The organism is Croceicoccus pelagius, from assembly GCF_001661915.1.
Classification (GTDB): Bacteria; Pseudomonadota; Alphaproteobacteria; order Sphingomonadales; family Sphingomonadaceae; genus Croceicoccus; species Croceicoccus pelagius.
The window spans coordinates 286,510-303,309 of sequence record NZ_LYWY01000032.1; the positions used below are offsets into that span (position 1 = coordinate 286,510).

Annotated in this window: 17 protein-coding genes; 10 read left to right on the forward strand and 7 right to left on the reverse strand. The window is 64.2% G+C overall.

Annotation, left to right across the window (positions count from 1 at the left end; translation table 11 throughout):
* The first annotated feature begins 146 nt into the window (after nt 1–146).
* Together A9D15_RS16495 and A9D15_RS06950 are read left to right on the forward strand one after the other, a co-directional pair.
* On the forward strand, nt 147–317 hold the full coding sequence (locus tag A9D15_RS16495; protein WP_156521682.1) for a hypothetical protein: 171 nt from the start codon (nt 147–149) through the stop codon (nt 315–317).
* A 168-nt stretch (nt 318–485) separates the two neighbouring features.
* Nucleotides 486–2,624 (forward strand): TonB-dependent receptor, encoded by a 2,139-nt coding sequence (locus A9D15_RS06950; RefSeq protein WP_066763360.1) that lies wholly within the window; start codon nt 486–488, stop codon nt 2,622–2,624.
* 96 nt (nt 2,625–2,720) lie between these two features.
* Here the strand turns inward: A9D15_RS06950 and A9D15_RS06955 are convergent, their stop codons facing one another.
* Nucleotides 2,721–3,989 (reverse strand): aspartate kinase, encoded by a 1,269-nt coding sequence (locus A9D15_RS06955; RefSeq protein WP_066763363.1) that lies wholly within the window; start codon nt 3,987–3,989, stop codon nt 2,721–2,723.
* 54 nt (nt 3,990–4,043) lie between these two features.
* Between A9D15_RS06955 and ubiG the strand changes: the two genes are divergently transcribed.
* Together ubiG and A9D15_RS06965 are read left to right on the forward strand one after the other, a co-directional pair.
* A complete protein-coding gene (gene ubiG, locus A9D15_RS06960) occupies nt 4,044–4,793 on the forward strand; it encodes a bifunctional 2-polyprenyl-6-hydroxyphenol methylase/3-demethylubiquinol 3-O-methyltransferase UbiG (RefSeq protein ID WP_066763365.1) in 750 nt (249 codons plus the stop codon).
* A gap of 47 nt (nt 4,794–4,840) precedes the next feature.
* A complete protein-coding gene (locus A9D15_RS06965; RefSeq protein ID WP_066763366.1) occupies nt 4,841–5,470 on the forward strand; it encodes a DUF4259 domain-containing protein in 630 nt (209 codons plus the stop codon).
* Between the two features lie 176 nt (nt 5,471–5,646).
* Here the strand turns inward: A9D15_RS06965 and A9D15_RS06970 are convergent, their stop codons facing one another.
* The 3 genes from A9D15_RS06970 to A9D15_RS06980 all read right to left on the reverse strand — a co-directional run bounded on the left by A9D15_RS06970 (nt 5,647) and on the right by A9D15_RS06980 (nt 7,586).
* The gene (locus A9D15_RS06970) at nt 5,647–6,330 is read right to left on the reverse strand and encodes a DUF2059 domain-containing protein (RefSeq protein WP_066763572.1); all 684 of its coding nucleotides are present in this window, start codon (nt 6,328–6,330) and stop codon (nt 5,647–5,649) included.
* A 70-nt stretch (nt 6,331–6,400) separates the two neighbouring features.
* Complete coding sequence (locus A9D15_RS06975) at nt 6,401–7,186, reverse strand: siderophore-interacting protein (RefSeq protein WP_066763368.1); 786 nt, start codon at nt 7,184–7,186, stop codon at nt 6,401–6,403.
* Between the two features lie 52 nt (nt 7,187–7,238).
* Nucleotides 7,239–7,586 (reverse strand): ArsC family reductase, encoded by a 348-nt coding sequence (locus A9D15_RS06980; protein WP_066763369.1) that lies wholly within the window; start codon nt 7,584–7,586, stop codon nt 7,239–7,241.
* A gap of 104 nt (nt 7,587–7,690) precedes the next feature.
* On the opposite strand from A9D15_RS06980, the gene aroC reads away from it, so the two are divergent.
* From aroC to A9D15_RS07000, 4 genes are all read left to right on the forward strand, one after another.
* Nucleotides 7,691–8,761, forward strand: coding sequence for a chorismate synthase (gene aroC, locus A9D15_RS06985; protein ID WP_066763371.1), 1,071 nt, complete (start codon nt 7,691–7,693; stop codon nt 8,759–8,761).
* A 200-nt stretch (nt 8,762–8,961) separates the two neighbouring features.
* Nucleotides 8,962–9,528: an alkyl hydroperoxide reductase subunit C gene (gene ahpC / locus A9D15_RS06990; RefSeq protein ID WP_066763372.1), complete on the forward strand. Its 567-nt coding sequence runs from the start codon at nt 8,962–8,964 to the stop codon at nt 9,526–9,528.
* Nucleotides 9,529–9,661: 133 nt separating this feature from the next.
* Nucleotides 9,662–11,275 carry an alkyl hydroperoxide reductase subunit F gene (ahpF, locus tag A9D15_RS06995; protein ID WP_066763373.1) on the forward strand — a complete coding sequence of 538 codons (1,614 nt, stop codon included), beginning with the start codon at nt 9,662–9,664 and terminating at the stop codon, nt 11,273–11,275.
* 91 nt (nt 11,276–11,366) lie between these two features.
* Nucleotides 11,367–11,969 carry a Pr6Pr family membrane protein gene (locus A9D15_RS07000; protein WP_066763374.1) on the forward strand — a complete coding sequence of 201 codons (603 nt, stop codon included), beginning with the start codon at nt 11,367–11,369 and terminating at the stop codon, nt 11,967–11,969.
* On the opposite strand, the gene A9D15_RS07005 is transcribed toward A9D15_RS07000, so the two are convergent.
* Genes A9D15_RS07005 through A9D15_RS07015 form a run of 3 tightly spaced genes read right to left on the reverse strand, consistent with a single transcriptional unit; the run spans nt 11,966 to nt 14,377 of the window.
* Nucleotides 11,966–12,550, reverse strand: coding sequence for a Smr/MutS family protein (locus A9D15_RS07005; protein ID WP_066763376.1), 585 nt, complete (start codon nt 12,548–12,550; stop codon nt 11,966–11,968). The two genes, A9D15_RS07000 and A9D15_RS07005, sit on opposite strands and share 4 nt — an antisense overlap.
* The gene (gene mltA, locus A9D15_RS07010; RefSeq protein ID WP_066763378.1) at nt 12,547–13,686 is read right to left on the reverse strand and encodes a murein transglycosylase A; all 1,140 of its coding nucleotides are present in this window, start codon (nt 13,684–13,686) and stop codon (nt 12,547–12,549) included. Before mltA ends, A9D15_RS07005 begins: the two co-directional genes overlap by 4 nt.
* Before the next feature lie 10 nt (nt 13,687–13,696).
* On the reverse strand, nt 13,697–14,377 hold the full coding sequence (locus A9D15_RS07015) for a Tim44/TimA family putative adaptor protein (RefSeq protein ID WP_066763379.1): 681 nt from the start codon (nt 14,375–14,377) through the stop codon (nt 13,697–13,699).
* A 259-nt stretch (nt 14,378–14,636) separates the two neighbouring features.
* On the opposite strand from A9D15_RS07015, the gene secB reads away from it, so the two are divergent.
* Both secB and murJ read left to right on the forward strand, forming a co-directional pair.
* The gene (gene secB / locus A9D15_RS07020) at nt 14,637–15,167 is read left to right on the forward strand and encodes a protein-export chaperone SecB (protein WP_066763574.1); all 531 of its coding nucleotides are present in this window, start codon (nt 14,637–14,639) and stop codon (nt 15,165–15,167) included.
* Between the two features lie 31 nt (nt 15,168–15,198).
* Complete coding sequence (murJ, locus tag A9D15_RS07025) at nt 15,199–16,794, forward strand: murein biosynthesis integral membrane protein MurJ (protein ID WP_066763381.1); 1,596 nt, start codon at nt 15,199–15,201, stop codon at nt 16,792–16,794.
* Nucleotides 16,795–16,800 lie beyond the last annotated feature (6 nt).

Here is a 16,800-nt window from a genome sequence, read left to right on the forward strand (position 1 = left end):
AGACGTCCACCCCCCAACCAACGGAGACTAGGCCGCCCCCCGTGCTAACCCACGGGGGGTTCCTTTTGGGGGATTCACCACGATTGCGAACCGTACCTTAACCATCGCGGGCCCATGCTTCTCCTTTGCAGAAAGGGAGAGAGCCATTGGTTACTTTCTTCATCCTGGTCCTCGTGGCCGGGGCAGGCCTTCTATGGGTCCTGCCCGTCTCGAAGGACAGGACCAGGCGCCTGGCCGCGCAGGTCGGCGGCGGCGCGCTGTTCACCGTCGGCATTGCCGGTATTGTCATGAACCTTATGGGGCCAACGGCCGTCTGACTGCGGTCCACCGGCGGGCCGCCGGGGCCTCCTCGCCCAATCGGGCTGATTGATTGTCGGGTAGGTTCGTTTTCGGGTCGACTGGCGAACCGCACATTTCGTCGCACCACGATTCTGCACCGCCCAATCGCGCTTGACTGATGGCAAGCTTCGTCTAGTGGCGATGACATGTTATATCATTCACGCGCGATCGCAGTCGTTCTCGCTCTTGCCCCCCTGTCCCTTGCCGCCCCCGCCCTTGCGCAGGACGCTCCTAAGCTGGAGGCGGGCGACCCAACGGCGAGTGACGACTTCCACGACACCATCGTCGTGACCGCCAAGGGTATCGGCCGGATCGACTTTCTTGCCGGCACCTCGACCGTTTCTGGTGAGGATCTGCAACGCCAGATGGACGGACAGATCGGCGAAGTGCTCGAAGGCCTGCCGGGCGTCACCGCATCGGGCTTTGCACCGGGGGCCTCGCGCCCGATCCTGCGCGGCTTTTCGGGCGACCGCGTGCGCGTGCTGGTCGACGGTATCGGATCGATCGACGCATCGAACGCCTCTGCGGACCATGCCGTTTCGGTCGATCCCCTGACGGCCCAGCGGATCGAAGTGCTGCGCGGGCCCGCAACGCTGCTTTACGGCAGCTCCGCAATCGGCGGCGCGGTCAATGTCATCGACAAGCGTATCCCGCGCCGCGTGCCGGACGAGTCCATCCATATCGACGCGCTCGCGTCAGTGGACAGTGCGGCCAACGCGCGCGAGGCGGGTGCCTCGATCGACACGCCGCTCGGCAGCGGCTTCGTGCTTCACGCCGACGGGTCGTGGCGCAAGACCGACGATCTCCATGTCGCGGGCCGCCTGCTTTCTGACGATCTTCGCGCCGATGTCCTTGCCGAAGCGGCAGAGGACGAAGCCGATGATCCCGAACACGCCGCCGAACTGGGCGAGATGGCCGATGCCCACTCCGTCCTGCCCAATAGCAGCACCGAGACCAAGTCGGCCGGCGCAGGCCTTGCCTGGATCGGCGACCGCGCGGAAATCGGGGCCTCGGTCTCGATCTACGATACCTACTATGGCGTCCCCACACGCCCCGGCGTCGAACACGCGCATGGCGAGGAAGGCGGCGATGAGTCAGAAATGGAGGAAGAGGAAGGCCCGGTCGTCATCGACCTCCAGCAGAAGCGCGCCGACCTTCGCGCAGGACTTCGCTTCGACAGCGGGCCGTTTGCCGAAGTGAACACACGCTGGGGTTACAGCGATTACGAACATGTCGAGATGGAAGGCGACGAAGTCGGCACCCGCTTCCTCGTCGATGGGGTCGAAGGGCGTCTCGAACTCGTCCAGCGCGAAAGCGGCACCTGGAACGGAACCGTCGGTGCGCAATACTTCCGCCGCAACCTCGAAGCCATCGGCGCCGAGGCATTCGTCCCTGCCAATCGCACCGAACAATACGCGCTCTTCGCCTTGCAGGAAGTCGACACCGGTCCGGTCACGGTCGAATTCGCAGGCCGGTTCGAACATGGCACCGCCGATGCGCCGTCCGTCTCGCTATCGCGCAGTTTCGATGCCGTGTCCGGCGCGATCGGGGCGTGGCACGAAACCGACAGCGGCCTGCGCTTCGGCCTCAACGCCAGCCGCACCGCGCGCATTCCAACGGCGGAGGAGCTGTTCGCCGACGGCCCCCACGCCGCGACCCAGCAGTACGAGATCGGCGATCCCGATCTCGACCTTGAAACCGCGCTCGGCCTTGAAGGGTATCTGCGCGGGCGCGTCGCGGGCGTTCAGCTTTCACTGACCGGATATGCCAGCTGGTTCGACAACTACGTCTATCTCGCCGCCACTCCTGACGAAGAAGACGGCCTTCCCGTCTATGCGCAACAGCAGCAGGACGCGGAATACTATGGCTTTGAGGCGGAGGCGGACGTCCCGCTGGGCCGCGCAGGCGGCTTTGCTATCTCGACCGAATTGCAGGGTAGCTATACCCGCGCAACGCTTGCTGACGGGACACCCGTCCCGCGCATCCCCCCACTCACGCTGGGAGGTGCTCTCGTCGGCAAGTCAGAGAGGCTGGACGCCCGTATCGGGATCGAATGGAACGCGGCGCAAAAGCGCGTCGCCGACTACGAGACCGAGACCGGCAGCTTCGCCATGGTTGACGCCTCGCTGGCGTGGAAACCGATGCGGGGTTCGGAGAACTTCACCGTTATCGCAGCGGTCGAAAACCTGCTCGACGCCGAAGGCCGCCGCCACGCCAGCTTCACCAAGGACTTCGTGCCGCTGGCAGGCCGGAACTTCAAACTGAGCGCGCGCTTGAGCCTTTGATCGGGACGTACGCAAAAACCCCCTGCGTCCCTAGGGCCGCAAGGGGTTTGCTGCATTTCAGGTCGCAAGAGGCAGGGCGAAACGCCCCGCCCCCGATCAGGCCGCGTCGCGGTCGTCGTCGAGGCCGTAGGCGGTGTGCAGGATGCGCACGGCCAGTTCGGTTTCGTCCTCGTCGATCAGGACGGATACCTTGATCTCGCTGGTGCTGATCGCCTGGATGTTGATTCCGCGATCGGCCATCGCCTTGAACATGGTGGCCGCGATGCCGGCATGGCTTCGCATGCCGACGCCCACGATCGAGATCTTGGCGACCTTGGCGTCGGTGATGATGCGGTTGAAGCCGATCTCGTCCTTGTGTTCTTCCAGCAGCGCCTGCGTGCGCACGAGGTCTGCGCTGGGCACGGTGAAGGTCACGTCGGTCTCGCCCTTTTCGCGGCCGACGTTCTGGATGATCATGTCGACGTTGATGCTGGCGGCGGCGAGCGGGCCGAAGATCTGCGCCACGGCGCCCGGCTTGTCGGGCACGCGGGTCAGGATGACTTTCGCTTCGTTCTTGTCGGCGGCGATGCCGGTGATCAGCTGGCTTTCCATGTCTAGTCCTTCGAGCTCTTCGTCGCTCACGATAAGGGTTCCGGGCAGGTCGTCGGCAAGCGGTGCGTCGTCGTCCACGAATGAGGAGAGGACCTGCACGCGCACGCCTTCCTTCATGGCAAGGCTGACCGAACGGGTCTGCAGCACTTTCGATCCGACCGAGGCGAGTTCGAGCATTTCCTCGAACGTCACGGCCTTCAGCTTACGCGCCTTGGCGACGATGCGCGGGTCCGTGGTATAGACGCCGTCGACGTCGGTGTAGATATCGCAGCGATCGGCACCGATCGCCGCTGCGATCGCCACTGCGCTGGTATCGCTGCCACCCCGGCCCAGCGTCGCGACGCGGCCATCTTCGCCGATACCCTGAAAGCCCGGGATCACCGCGATCTCGCCCGCTTCCATCGAGGCGATGACGGCGTCCGCCTCGATCTCGCCGATGCGCGCCTTGGCGTGGGCATTGTCGGTGTGGATCGGAAGCTGCCAGCCCAGCCACGAACGCGCCTTGCAGCCCAGCGCCTGAAGCGTGAGCGCCAGAAGGCCCGACGTAATCTGCTCACCGGCAGCTACGACGACGTCGTACTCGGCCGGATCATAAAGCGGATTGGCTTCACGGCAGAAGTTCACGAGCCGGTCGGTCTCACCCGCCATGGCGGAAACGACCACCGCGACTTCGTGTCCGGCTGCCTGTTGGCGGCGCACGATGTTGGCGACGCGGCGTATCCGCTCCGTCCCCGCCATCGAGGTTCCGCCGAATTTCATAACGATGCGGGCCAAGGCCGCGTCCCCTTCGTTGTGGAATCGGTACGAGCGCGCTGTTAGGGATAGGGCATGACAAGCGCAACTGTATCAGGCGAAACCACTTCGCCCACCATTCGCCCCGAGGAAGCCGCACACTTCGGAAAGCTCGCGGCCGAGTGGTGGGACCCGAAGGGTTCGTCGGCCATGCTGCACAAGCTGAACCCGGTGCGGCTGAGCTTCATCCGCAGCGCGATCGACACGCACTGGGGCACCGATGTCACCATCCGCACGCCGCTGGCGGGCCGGACCGCGATCGACGTGGGGTGCGGTGCGGGCCTGTTGTGCGAACCGCTTGTGCGCATGGGCGCGGAAGTCACCGGCGTCGATGCGGCGGCGGAAAACATCGCGGCGGCGCGCCATCATGCGGCGGGGATGCGGCTCGACATCGACTATCACGCGGGCGAATTGTCGACGTTGCCTGAAGGGACCTTCGATCTCGTGACATCGATGGAAGTGATCGAACACGTCGCCGACAAGGCTGCTTTCGTGCGCGAACTCGTCGCACGTCTTGCGCCGGGCGGGTTGATGATCCTCTCCACCCCCAACCGCACGGCGGCGTCGAAACTGCTGCTGGTCGACGGGGCAGAGATGATCGGACAGGTCCCGCGCGGCACGCACGACTGGGACGATTTCATCGTGCCCGAGGAACTTGCCGAACTGCTCGACTCAGCAGGGATGGAGATGGGCACGCCGCGCGGGATCGCCTTTACCGCGATGAAGGGTCTGCACCTCTCCGACGATCTGAAGCTCAACTACATCGTCACGGCAACGCGCCGGTAACCATCAACCGCTACCCCCTTGCAGGTCATCGAACGGAGACAACGAAGATGGGTGCATGGGGCGCAGGCAGTTTCGAGAACGACACCGCTCTTGACTGGGCGGACGAGCTGGAATCGGCCAAGGATATCGAGAAAGTCTTCACCGGCCTGCCGCCGTTCGACGGGGCAACCGATCTCGATGCCGACGATGCCAGCCGCGTCATCGCCGCCGCCGAAGCGGTTGCCGCGATGATGGGACGGGTGGCGGACGACGTGCCCGAGGACCTGCTCGAAAAACTGCAGGGCAAGGAACCGTCAGGCGAACTGATCGAGATGGCACGCGGCTGCGTTTCGCGGGTGATGAGCAAGTCCGAACTGCTCGACCTCTGGGCCGAAGACGAAGAAGGGTCGGAAAAATTCGGCCGCGCGATCACCGGCCTGGTCGATCGGCTCAATCCCGACATGAGCTGGGATCGCCCGACAAAAGAGGAAGTCGAGAAGCAGGCCGGCCCGATCATGCCATGCGTTTTCTGCGACGAGGGCATGACCGAGGGCGACATGTTCTATCTCGGCTTTCGCGACTACACCGACCGCAACGGGCTGTTCGGCGAGCAGGGGCTCTATTGCCACCTCAGGTGCCTCAACGCGAAGCTGCACCCGCGGCACATGGTGCAGAACTGGAAGTTCGACCTCCGCTAGGACGGACCGGCATTCAGCCTTGGCCGACTGCAAATCGCGATCCTCCGCACTTCCGGTGCTCTCGACCCGAAAGGTCGCTGCGCTCCGGATCACGGAAGATCACAATTTGGACCTGCGGTCAGCTTCGCTTCCGCCAGACGATGATCTGAATGCCGGCTTGTCCCATGGCGCAAATATCAATCGCCCGTAGCGAGAGTCTCGATACGCTCGCGCTCTTCCTCGGTCAGGTCCTCGGGCTTGCGCGGGGGCGGCAGGTGTGCGGTCGCTTCCTTTGCCTTGCCGATCAGGCCGGGCATGGCCTCCATGATCTTTGGCATCGATTCCTGCATCTTGGCCATCATCTTCGGGTCCATGAAGATCATCATCGCATTTTCGGCATACTTGGTGCCGGTGGGCGTGGCGAAGAAGGCGGTCATCTCGTTAAGCTCGGCCGCGGTGAACTTGTCGGCATAAGCCTCGGCCAGACCTTCGCGCATCGCCGGTTCCATGGTCGTCATGACATCGACCATGCCATCCATCATGACCGAATTGGTCAGCTGCATCCGTTCGATGAAATGCGGGTCCAGCACCTCCATCATCTCACGCATGGTCGCCTCGCCAAGGTCGGCGACCTTGTCTTCGGGCAGGTCCATCTGCGCCACGAGCCTACGCATGGGGATGTCCATCATGGACTCCATCATCTGCCCGGTCATCTGCTCCATCGTCCCGCGCATCATCTTTTCGTAGGTGCCTTCGGGAAACAGGTAGTCGACAGTGGCTTGCGCGGCCTCCACACGCGAAGCGGGCGCATCCTGCGCGGCGGCGGGCGTGGCATTTGCAACAAGGGCAAGCGCCGACACGGCGCTGAAAACGGTCTTCATCAGGTAACTCTCCCGGATTGATCCCTGCATCCAACTTTAGGCAGCAAGTCCATCCGGGGAAAGGATAAAGTCAGCCCGCAAGCACCCCGTCGGCCTGCTTGGCCTGACGGTGTCCGTCGTCGTCCTCGCCATATTTCCAGTAACTGGAGACGTAGAGGTGATCGCGGTCCAGCCCGCATTCGTCGCGAAGATAGGCGCGCAAGGCCTGCATCGATCCGAACTCGGCAGCGGCCCAGCCATAGACCTCGCCCTCACCGCGTCCGGCCTTACGCAGGGCATTGGCGAGAAGATCGGACTGGGTGCCCGGCTGCGCGTTGACCAGCCAGACCAGTTCGACGCCGTCGGGATGGGCGATGTCCTGTCTGTCATCCTCTGACTGAATCTCGATCACGGCCACGCCCTTCGCATCGGCGGGCAAGCGCTCGAGGTTCACAGAGATCGCGGGAAGCGCGGTCATGTCGCCTGCGATCAGGTAACGGTCCATGCCTTCGGGCAATGTCTTTGCAGGCCCCGGCCCCCCGGCCATGATCGGCTGACCAGCCTCGGCCGCCAGCGCCCATTCGACTGCAGGTCCGGCATGACCACCCTCGCCGTGGACGACGAAATCGACATCGACCGAGGCCGCGTCCTGCCTGCGGATCGTGTAGGACCGGACCGGAGGCTTGCCGCCGCCTTCGTCGCCGAAGCGCATCTTGAAATAGCCGCCTTCGGCCTGCGGGCGCAGCGTCGCCATGCCTTCGCCGCCCAAGGTCACACGGATCATGTTCGGCGTGACGCGGGCCTTGGCAAGGACAGTAAAGGGCTGCGGGGCGGGACGGCGCGGCGGGCCGCCAGCGGGTTTTTTCGTATCGTTCATGAGCGACAGATGGTTTTCTTGCGAACAATTCGCAAGAACTGGGCCGGCGATTTTATTGTATCGAATTGTCCCACGTATCGGGATCGAACCCGACGAGCAGGCCGCCGTCATGCTCGACCACCGGGCGCTTGATCATCGAGGGATGTTCGATCATCAGCGCGATCGCCTTGTCCGCATCGATGTCCGCCTTGTCGGCATCTGAAAGCTTGCGGAACGTCGTGCCGCGTTTATTCAAAAGCACTTCCCAGCCTTCTTGCGCTACCCACTCGCGCAGACGATCTTCCGGCACGCCCTCTTTCTTGTAGTCGTGAAAGGCATTGTCGGTGCCCCGCGCCTCAAGCCACTTGCGCGCCTTCTTCACGGTGTCGCAAATGGGAATGCCGTAGAGGGTCACGCTCATGCCTTAAGGTCCAGTCCTGATCGAAGTGCGGATTGCCTTCCCCCTCTAGCAACTGGACATTTGCGCGCAATCCGCCAAAGAGGCGCGCGAAAGGCGCTTGAGACATGAGCTTCAATACGTTCGGCCGCGTGCTGCGGTTCACAACCTGGGGCGAAAGCCACGGACCCGCGCTGGGCGCCGTGCTTGACGGGTGCCCGCCGCAGATCGACCTGACAGAAGCCGACATTCAGCCCTTCCTCGACGCGCGCAAGCCCGGAACCAGCCGCTTCACCACGCAGCGCCGCGAACCGGACGAAGTGAAGATCCTGTCGGGCGTGTTCGAAGGCCGGACGACCGGCACGCCGATCAGCCTGATGATCGAGAATACCGATCAACGTTCGAAGGACTATTCCGACGTTGCCAAGGCCTATCGCCCCGGCCATGCCGACTATGCCTATGACGCCAAGTACGGTTTTCGCGACTATCGCGGCGGCGGACGTTCTTCGGCCCGCGAGACCGCGGCGCGCGTTGCCGCCGGTGCCGTGGCCCGCAAGATCATCTCCGGCGTGCAGATCCGCGGCTGGGTCAGCGCGATCGGCGGGGACGAGATCGACGAGGGCAACTTCGACGCGGACCAGATCGGCCAGAACCCCTTCTTCTGCCCCGATGCGGACGCCGCCAGGCGCTGGGAAGCGATGGTTGACGAGGCACGCAAGGCAGGTTCCTCGCTGGGCGCGGTCGTGACCTGCGAAGCGACAGGCGTTCCGGCAGGCTGGGGCGCGCCGATCTATGCCAAGCTGGATGCAGACCTTGCCGCCGCGATGATGGGCATCAACGCCACCAAGGGCGTCGAGATCGGCGACGGTTTCGGTGCGGCCGCGCTGCGCGGTGAACAGAACGCCGACGCGATGAGCCCCGGCGCAAGCGGCCCAGACTTCGCGTCGAACCATGCAGGCGGCATCGCGGGCGGCATCTCCACCGGACAGCCGGTGCGTGTGCGCGTCGCCTTCAAACCGACCAGTTCGATCCTCATCCCCGTGCCCACCATCACGCGTGACGGCGAGGAAAGCGAGATCATCACCAAGGGCCGCCATGATCCCTGCGTCGGTATTCGCGGCGTTCCGGTGGTCGAGGCGATGATGGCGCTGGTGCTGGCGGACCATTTCATGCTGCACCGCGCACAAACCGGCGGCTGACCGCCGCGCGGAGAATCGGGGCATATTCGACCCGTGAATCCGACTGTTCCCGCAAACACATTGATTCATCGCAAAAATCGATCAGTTCGGCCTGATTGATTTAATCGATCAAACTGTTCGGCTTTTGTCGTTTGGGATTTGCTGCGGCGCAACCTATCTGGGTTGCGTCAACGAATTCACGCGTACAGGAGTATAACGCAATGGGTATCATCGGCAGCCAGATCAAGCCGTTCAAGGCCACCGCATTCCAGGCCGGCAAGGACTTCTTCGACGTCACCGAAAAGGACATCGAAGGCAAGTGGGCGGTTTTCTTCTTCTATCCCGCCGACTTTACCTTCGTCTGCCCGACCGAGCTCGAAGACCTGGGTGAGCATTACGACATGCTCCAGAAGATGGGTGTCGAAGTGTTCGGCGTTTCGACCGACACGCACTTCAGCCACAAGGCCTGGCACGACACTTCGGACAAGATCAACAAGATAAAGTACGCCTTCCTTGGCGACCAGCTCCACACGCTGTCGAAGAACTTCGACGTCCTGCGTGAGGAAATGGGTCTTGCCGACCGTGCGACCTTCGTCGTCGATCCCGATGGCGTCATCCAGCTGATGGAACAGACCTGCGAAGGCGTCGGCCGCAATGCCAACGAACTGGTCCGCAAGATCCGCGCCGCACAGTACGTCCGCGAAAACCCCGGCCAGGTCTGCCCGGCCAAGTGGGAAGAAGGCAGCGACACGCTTGCCCCGTCGCTGGACCTCGTCGGCAAGATCTAAGCTGATCGCATCGAATTAGGGTCGGATCGCCCCACCCTCCCCCCCCTATCCGGGGCATCCGACCTGCATGCGGCCCGGGGCACCTTTTCCGGAGCTCCGGGCCGTTTTGCGTTCATAATCCAGGAGATTTATCATGCTCGACGCCAACCTGAAGCAGCAGCTGCAGCAGTATCTCGGCATGCTGCGCGAGCCGATCGAGCTCGTCGCCTCGCTTGGCGACGGGCCGAAGTCGGACGAAACCCGCGAACTGCTGACCATGATCGCCGACATGTCGGACAAGGTCACGGCCACGTTCGACGGCGACAACGCCCGCAAGCCCAGCTTCATCATCCGCCGCGCCGGTGACCACGACGTCGCCGTGACTTTCGCAGGCGTTCCGCTGGGCCATGAATTCACCTCGCTCGTCCTTGCCCTGTTGTGGGCAGGCGGACACCCGCCCAAGGTTGACGAGAAGCTGGTCGAACAGGCCAAGGCCCTGTCCGGCACGCACGACTTCGAGATGTATTTCTCGCTTTCCTGCCACAACTGCCCCGACGTCGTTCAGGCGCTGACCCTGCTCAGCCTGTTCAACAAGGGCGTGTCCGCGACCCTGATCGAGGGCGGCACGTTCAAGGACGAGGTTGAGGAACGCGGCGTCATGGCCGTCCCCGCCGTCTTCAAGGAAGGCGCGATGTGGGCCAGCGGTCGCATGGGGCTGGAAGATATCCTCGCCAAGGTCGACACCGGTGCCGCCGACCGCATCGCCGACGAGATGAAGGATATGGCGCCTTTCGAGGCGCTCGTCGTCGGTGGCGGCCCCGCTGGTTCGGCAGCGTCGATCTACATGGCGCGCAAGGGCTTTCGCACCGGCATCGCCGCCGACCGAATCGGCGGGCAGGTGCTCGACACAATGGGGATCGAGAACTTCATTGCCACCGTCTATACCGAAGGCCCGAAGCTTTCCGCGCAGATGGAAGCGCATATCGGCGAATACGACATCGACGTCGTGAAGCCGGTGCGTGCCAGCAAGCTGATCCCGGCGGCCAAGCCCGGCGGCTACCACACGGTCGAGTTCGAGAACGGCGGCACGCTGAAGGCACGCAGCCTCGTCCTGTCCACCGGCGCGCGCTGGCGTTCGCTGGGCGTGCCCGGAGAGGCCGAGTACCAGACCAAGGGCGTTGCCTATTGCCCGCACTGCGACGGCCCGCTGTTCAAGGGCAAGCGCGTCGCGGTGATCGGCGGCGGCAATTCCGGCGTCGAGGCGGCGATCGACCTTGCCAACATCGTCGGTCACGTCACCCTGATCGAATTCGACAGCCAGCTGCGCGCAGACCAGGTGCTGCAGGACAAGCTGCGCTCGTTCAAGAACGTCGACATCCACGTCTCGGCCCAGACGACCGAGATCACGGGTGACGGTTCAAAGGTCAACGGCCTCACCTACAAGAACCGCGAGAGCGGCGAGGAGCATCACGTCGAGCTTGAAGGCGTCTTCGTCCAGATCGGCCTTGTCCCGAACACCGAATGGCTGAAGGACAGCGGCATCGAACTGTCGAAGCACGGCGAGATCGTGATCGACGGCCGCGCGGCAACCAACATCCCCGGCATTTTCGCCGCGGGCGATGCGACGACGGTGCCCTACAAGCAGATCGTCATCGCCATGGGCGAAGGGTCCAAGGCGGCGCTTTCCGCGTTCGACTACCTGATCCGTACCGAACCGGCCGAAGAGATCGCGCTGGCCGCAGCGACGCACGAGGCGCAGGTCGCCTGACCGCTCTTCCGAAGCGACAATATGGGGCGGGATTGGCGCGGGCCGGTCCCGCCCTTTTCATTTGCGGCCCGCGCGTTAGACCATGCACCCCATGAACCGCATCACGCCCGCAGCCCGAATTTCGGCTGGTACCATTGCCGTTATCGGCATTGCCACATTCGCGTTGCAGATCGTGCTGAGTGCCGAAAACAACGGATCGCTGATCGGCGCTTTCACCGCACTGTCGCGGTACTTCACGATCCTGACCAATGGCGCCGTGGTGATCGTCATGGCGCGCATGGCGCTGGGCCGCGTGCCGGGGCACCGGTTGATGCTCGCGCTGGTCACGGCCATCGCGATGGTCGCCATGGTGTTCCACGCGGTCCTGGCAAACCTGCAAACCTTCAGCGGGCTTGGTGCCGTGACCAATCAGGGGTTTCATACCGTGATCCCCGCGATGACCGTCCTGTGGTGGATCGCGTTCGGGGGCACGCCGGGTATCGTGTGGCGCGATCTGGCCTGGGTTCTGCCGTGGCCCGTCGCCTATACCGCTTATGCCTTGGTGCGCGGGGCGGTGACGGGCGAATACCCTTATCCGTTTCTGGACGTGGCGCAGATCGGCTGGCCGATGCTGGGTGTGAATGTCCTTGCGCTTGCCGCGATATTCCTGGTCGTCGGCGCGGTGTTCGTCGGTATCGCCAAGGCGCGACGCTAAATCCGCTCCTGCCGCGACCTACGCAGGACGAGGTATAGCGCGCCTTCCCCGCCATGCCGCCGCTGCGCGTTGCGCACCGCCGCGATGTCTGAGCCGTGCGGGCCAGCCGCCAGCCAGTCGAGGATCTTGGCCCGGATCGCCCCGCGCCGCTCGCCCCTGTCTGCTGCCTCCACCGGACGCGGCCTGCCAGTGACCAACAGCACGACCCGCGCGCCCATGGCCTTGGCCTGCGCCAGCCCCATGTCGAGCCGCCGGTGCGCCTGGTCCAGCGTGTGGCCATGCAGGTCGAGCGTGAAATCGGGCTGAAGCATCCGTCCGGTCAGCTTCCGGTCCCAGTGTGAATCGAGCCCCGGAGCCGGCGCAGGTGCGGGCGGTGGCGGCGGCGGAGCCGGACGCGGCGCGGGCACGCGGCCCTTCACCTTTTTCGGTGGTGTGACGGTAACAGGAACGGGCTTGGCAGGCACGGGTGCGGGCCGTGTCATTCGTTCCTTGAAAGGCGTGACGGTCGCGGCGACCTTGGCCCAGAGCGCGGCTTCCTCGTCACTCAACCCTTCGGGCGTGCGGGGGTGCGGCGCTTTCATTGCGTCAGACGCGCCAGCGTTCCCTTCGGCAGGAAGACCAGCGCGCTGGCATCGCTGCTCATGCCGCCGGCGATCGTCTTCGCCTCGGCCCCGGCGCCCCAGAACGTGTCGAACCGGTTCGCGCCCTTGATCGCGCCGCCGGTGTCCTGCGCGATCCACAATCCGTCGGCCACGTCCTCGGCGGCATCGATGAAGACCGGAGCACCCAGCGGAATGAACTTCGGATCGGCGGCGACGCTGGCATGGCCGCGCACCGGCACGCCCAGCGCGCCAAGCGGTCCATCGCCAGTCAGTTCCTTGAAGAAGACCCACGACTTGTTGTCGTTCATGACCTCGTCGGCCTCGTCCGGATTGGCGTGGAGCCAGTCGACGATCCCCTGCATCGTCGCCTCGCCCGGCGCGAAGACGCCGCGTTCGCGCAAGGTGCGCCCGATGGCGACATATTCGCGCCCGTTCTGGCCAGCGTAACCGATGCGCAGCACGTCGCCGTCAGGCCCGATCAGCTGGCCCGAGCCCTGTATCTGCAGAAAAAAGAAATCGACCGGATCCTTGGCCCAGCCGATGACGGGCGCCTTGCCGTCTAAAGCGCCGGCGATGATCTCGGCCCGCTCGTAATAGGGCACGAACGCGCCATCCTCGTCCACGCGGCCCTGCGGACCGCGGCCTTCGCCGGTATATTCAGGATCACGGATCAGGTCGCTCGGCATTCCGTAGACCGCGACGTTATAGCCTTCGCGCTTTTCGCGAACGCCCGCGATCTGCGGTTCGAAATAGCCGGTCAGAAATGCCTCGCCTGTTCCGATCCGTGCCGTTTCGAAATAGACGGCAAAAAAGCCTGCCGGATCGCCGCCCCACTTGCGCGCGGCTTCGCAGGCAGGCGTCCAGTAAGCCTCGATCCCGCTGTTATCGTTACGGGCCAGCAGCTTCGGGCAGGATTCGACAAAGGACAGCCGCGCGGCTTCCGCGTCCTCACGCGTCAGCGGCAGGGTGGATATGGCAGGACCGGGCGTCAGACCCGCCTCGACCGCGTTCGTGGGTTCAGGTGGCGGCGGCGCTTCCTCAGGCGGAGGGGCGGCGCAGGCGGCAAGAGCGGCCACGCCGGAAAGGATCGCGATCCGGCGCGCCCACTTCACCATGATGACGGGATCAGCCTTCGTCGGTTTCGTCGAGCAGCCAGTCGGGTCGCATCGCGGTGACCTTGCGGCTGAAAGTCCAGACGTCGTGGCTTTCGATCGCATCGTCGAGCGAACCTGCGATCATGTTGCCATCCTTGTCTTTCGTCATTGCCGCAATGTCGGCAGCGAAACGGACGGTGATGCGCGCCATAGGCGAATCGAAATCGGCGCTGGTGATCTCGGCCTCGTTGATGCGGATCAGGCGGTTTTCGACCACTTCACCCGCTTCGTCGCGCGCGTCGATGGCAGCGGCAAAGCTGGCATAGACATCGTCGTCGCAAAGCTGGTTCAGGGTTTCCTTGTCGCCCTTCCAGAATGCCTCGAGAATCATGCCGTAGGCAGCCTTCGCACCCTCGATGAAGGCCATCGGGGTGAAGCGGCGGTCGGCAGCGGCGATTTCACGCACGGCGCGGTGCGCGCCGACGGGAACGCCGATCAGCACGCGGTCGAGCGCGGGCGCGCCTTCGGCGGTGCGGGCAGGAGCCTGTTCGCCGGTGCGTTCGGCCTGCGCGGGCTGACGCGGTTCGGCGGCGCGGGGCATGTGCCCCATCAGCGTTTCTTCCTCGTGTTCGGCGCGCCGGCCCAGCACCGAATAGAGGCGCAAGCCCAGAAAGGCGGCGATCATGGCGAGGATGACGATTTCAATAATCACTGGGACCCGTCCCGATTTCGTGCGTGTGACGCCATTATGGCGATAAAGTGTGAACCTGCCCCAAATAGGAAGGAAACACAATTCGACAACCGTCGAATGGCCCTCGGTATCCCGCCGGTCGTTACCCTTTTTGCACTGCGTGGCCGGTTGCGAGGCGCGCGCGCCGGTGCTACTCGCCGCCGTCATGCGCGGGCGGGATCAACATGCCCTCGACACCCGCGGCTCGCACCGTTTCCTGTTTCATAAAGCGAAAGACATCATGGCCGACGAAGGCAATATCATCACCGATCTTGGCGGCAACGCCGACGCGAACCAGCCCAACGGTGCGGACAACCAGCCCGCGATCGGCCTTATCTCGCAGTATATCAAAGATCTCTCGGTCGAGAATCCGAACGCGCCAAAGTCGTACCAGTTTCCGGGTCAGCCGAACGTCGACGTGCAGTTCAACATCAACTCGACCCCGGTCGAAGGCGAAGTCCACGAGGTCATCCTCAAGATCACCGTTACGGCCAAGGCCGAACAGGGCACGCTCTACATCGTCGATCTCGCCTATGGCGGGTTGATCGGCATGCGAAACGTCCCGGCCGAACAGGGCCACATGTTCCTTTACGCCGAAGCGCCCCGCATCATCTTCCCGTTCGCGCGCCGCATTGTCGCCGACGCGGTCCGCGATGCAGGCTTCCCGCCGATGCTGCTCGATCCCATCGATTTCCAGGGCATCTACTTCCAGCAGCTCCAGCAGCGCCAGGCACAGGGCGAAAACCCCGCCGCCCCCATGGGCGAGGCCTGAGCGTCAAACGACTGACGGCGCGGCTGGTCGCATGAGCCTCGTCAGAAACGTCGGCACCATTGGTGGCCTTACCGCGCTCAGCCGTGTTTTCGGCTTTGCGCGGGACATGCTGCTGGCCCGCGTCCTTGGCGCCGGACTGGCCGCCGACGCGTTCCAGCTGGCCTTCATCCTGCCCAACACTTTCCGCCGGCTGTTCGCAGAGGGCGCGTTTTCCGTAGCCTTCGTGCCGATGTATTCGCGCCGCCTGCACGACGGCGAAGCGGGGGAAGAAGGCGCAAACCACTTCGCGCAGGACGTGCTGGCGATCTTCGTCTGGGTCCTGCTCGGCTTTTCCGCGATCGCGATGATCGCGATGCCGGGTATCGTCTGGCTTCTGGCGGGCGAATACCGCGAAGTACCGGGCAAGTTCGAACTGTCGGTGATGCTGTCGCGCATCACGTTCCCCTATCTCGGCCTCGTCAGCCTTGTCGCCATGCTGTCGGGCCTGCTCAATGCCCGCTCGCGCTTTGCGCCGGGCGCCTTCGTACCGGTCCTGCTCAACATCGTGCTGATCAGCGGACTGGGCGCGGGATACTGGATCGGGCACCACGGCGGCAGCGATGCCGATATTGCGACGGCGCTGGCCATATCGGTCCCCGTCGCGGGCATGGCGCAGCTGGCCTACATGTGGTGGGCGACCCGGCGCGAAGGGGTGCGGCTACGCATCACGACGCCGAAGATCACGCCCGAAATCAAGCGGCTGGGCATGCTGATCCTTCCGGCCACTTTCGGCGCGGGCGTCTACCAGATCAGCCAGTTCGTCGACACGTTCTTCGCCACCACGCTGCCGCAGGGCTCGCTCACGCTGCTGAAGCTGGCCGACAGGCTGAACCAGATGCCGCTGGGCATCGTCGGCATCGCCCTTGGCACCGCGATCCTGCCGATGCTGGCCCGCCATATCCAGACGGGCGACAAGCGCGAGGCGCAGCGGCTTCAGGCGAACGCGGTCGAAGTCGGTACGCTGCTGACCCTGCCCGCTGCCGTGGCGCTTGCCATCTGCGCGCCGGCCTTCACCACGGCGTTCTTCGTCGGCGGAAAGATGACGCCGGAGGACGGGCTCGTCATGGGCAATATCGTCATCGCGCTGGTCATGGGCCTGCCGGCCTACGTGCTGGTCAAGGTGTTCCAGCCCGCCTTCTTCAGCCGCGAGGATACCCGCACGCCGGTCTATGTCGCCGCCACGGTGCTGGCGATCAACATCGCGATCAATTTCTACGTCGTGCCGCGTTACGGCATCGTCGGACTGGCAGGGGCGACGGCATTTACCGCAACGCTCAACATGATCGTGCTCTACGCATTGCTCCAGATGCGCGGGTGGTTCCACTTTACCGGCAAATTGGCGGGACGAATCGCGCGTCAGATCCTGGCCTCCGCAGCGATGGGCGGCGTGCTCTACTGGCTCGTCCCGTTGATGGCGGACCGTTATGGCGGCAACGTGATCGAAAGGATCTGGTCGCTGGGCGTGCTGGTCGGCGCGGGGCTGATCACGTTCTTCGTCGCAGCATGGGTCCTCGGCGCCCTCGACAAGGACCTTGTCGCGCAGCTACGGCGCAAGCGTCCGGCCCAGCCGGTAAACCTTTCGGAATAAGAAGAG

Coding starts and splice junctions, on each gene's coding strand:
- aroC (WP_066763371.1), top strand. CDS start 7,691: ATGAGCTTCAATACGTTCGGCCGCGTGCTGCGGTTCACAACCTGGGGC.
- ubiG (WP_066763365.1), top strand. CDS start 4,044: ATGACAAGCGCAACTGTATCAGGCGAAACCACTTCGCCCACCATTCGC.
- A9D15_RS07000 (WP_066763374.1), top strand. CDS start 11,367: ATGAACCGCATCACGCCCGCAGCCCGAATTTCGGCTGGTACCATTGCC.
- mltA (WP_066763378.1), bottom strand. CDS start 13,686: ATGGTGAAGTGGGCGCGCCGGATCGCGATCCTTTCCGGCGTGGCCGCT.
- ahpF (WP_066763373.1), top strand. CDS start 9,662: ATGCTCGACGCCAACCTGAAGCAGCAGCTGCAGCAGTATCTCGGCATG.
- A9D15_RS06950 (WP_066763360.1), top strand. CDS start 486: ATGTTATATCATTCACGCGCGATCGCAGTCGTTCTCGCTCTTGCCCCC.
- ahpC (WP_066763372.1), top strand. CDS start 8,962: ATGGGTATCATCGGCAGCCAGATCAAGCCGTTCAAGGCCACCGCATTC.
- A9D15_RS06975 (WP_066763368.1), bottom strand. CDS start 7,186: ATGAACGATACGAAAAAACCCGCTGGCGGCCCGCCGCGCCGTCCCGCC.
- A9D15_RS06965 (WP_066763366.1), top strand. CDS start 4,841: ATGGGTGCATGGGGCGCAGGCAGTTTCGAGAACGACACCGCTCTTGAC.
- secB (WP_066763574.1), top strand. CDS start 14,637: ATGGCCGACGAAGGCAATATCATCACCGATCTTGGCGGCAACGCCGAC.
- murJ (WP_066763381.1), top strand. CDS start 15,199: ATGAGCCTCGTCAGAAACGTCGGCACCATTGGTGGCCTTACCGCGCTC.
- A9D15_RS06970 (WP_066763572.1), bottom strand. CDS start 6,330: ATGAAGACCGTTTTCAGCGCCGTGTCGGCGCTTGCCCTTGTTGCAAAT.
- A9D15_RS07005 (WP_066763376.1), bottom strand. CDS start 12,550: ATGAAAGCGCCGCACCCCCGCACGCCCGAAGGGTTGAGTGACGAGGAA.
- A9D15_RS06980 (WP_066763369.1), bottom strand. CDS start 7,586: ATGAGCGTGACCCTCTACGGCATTCCCATTTGCGACACCGTGAAGAAG.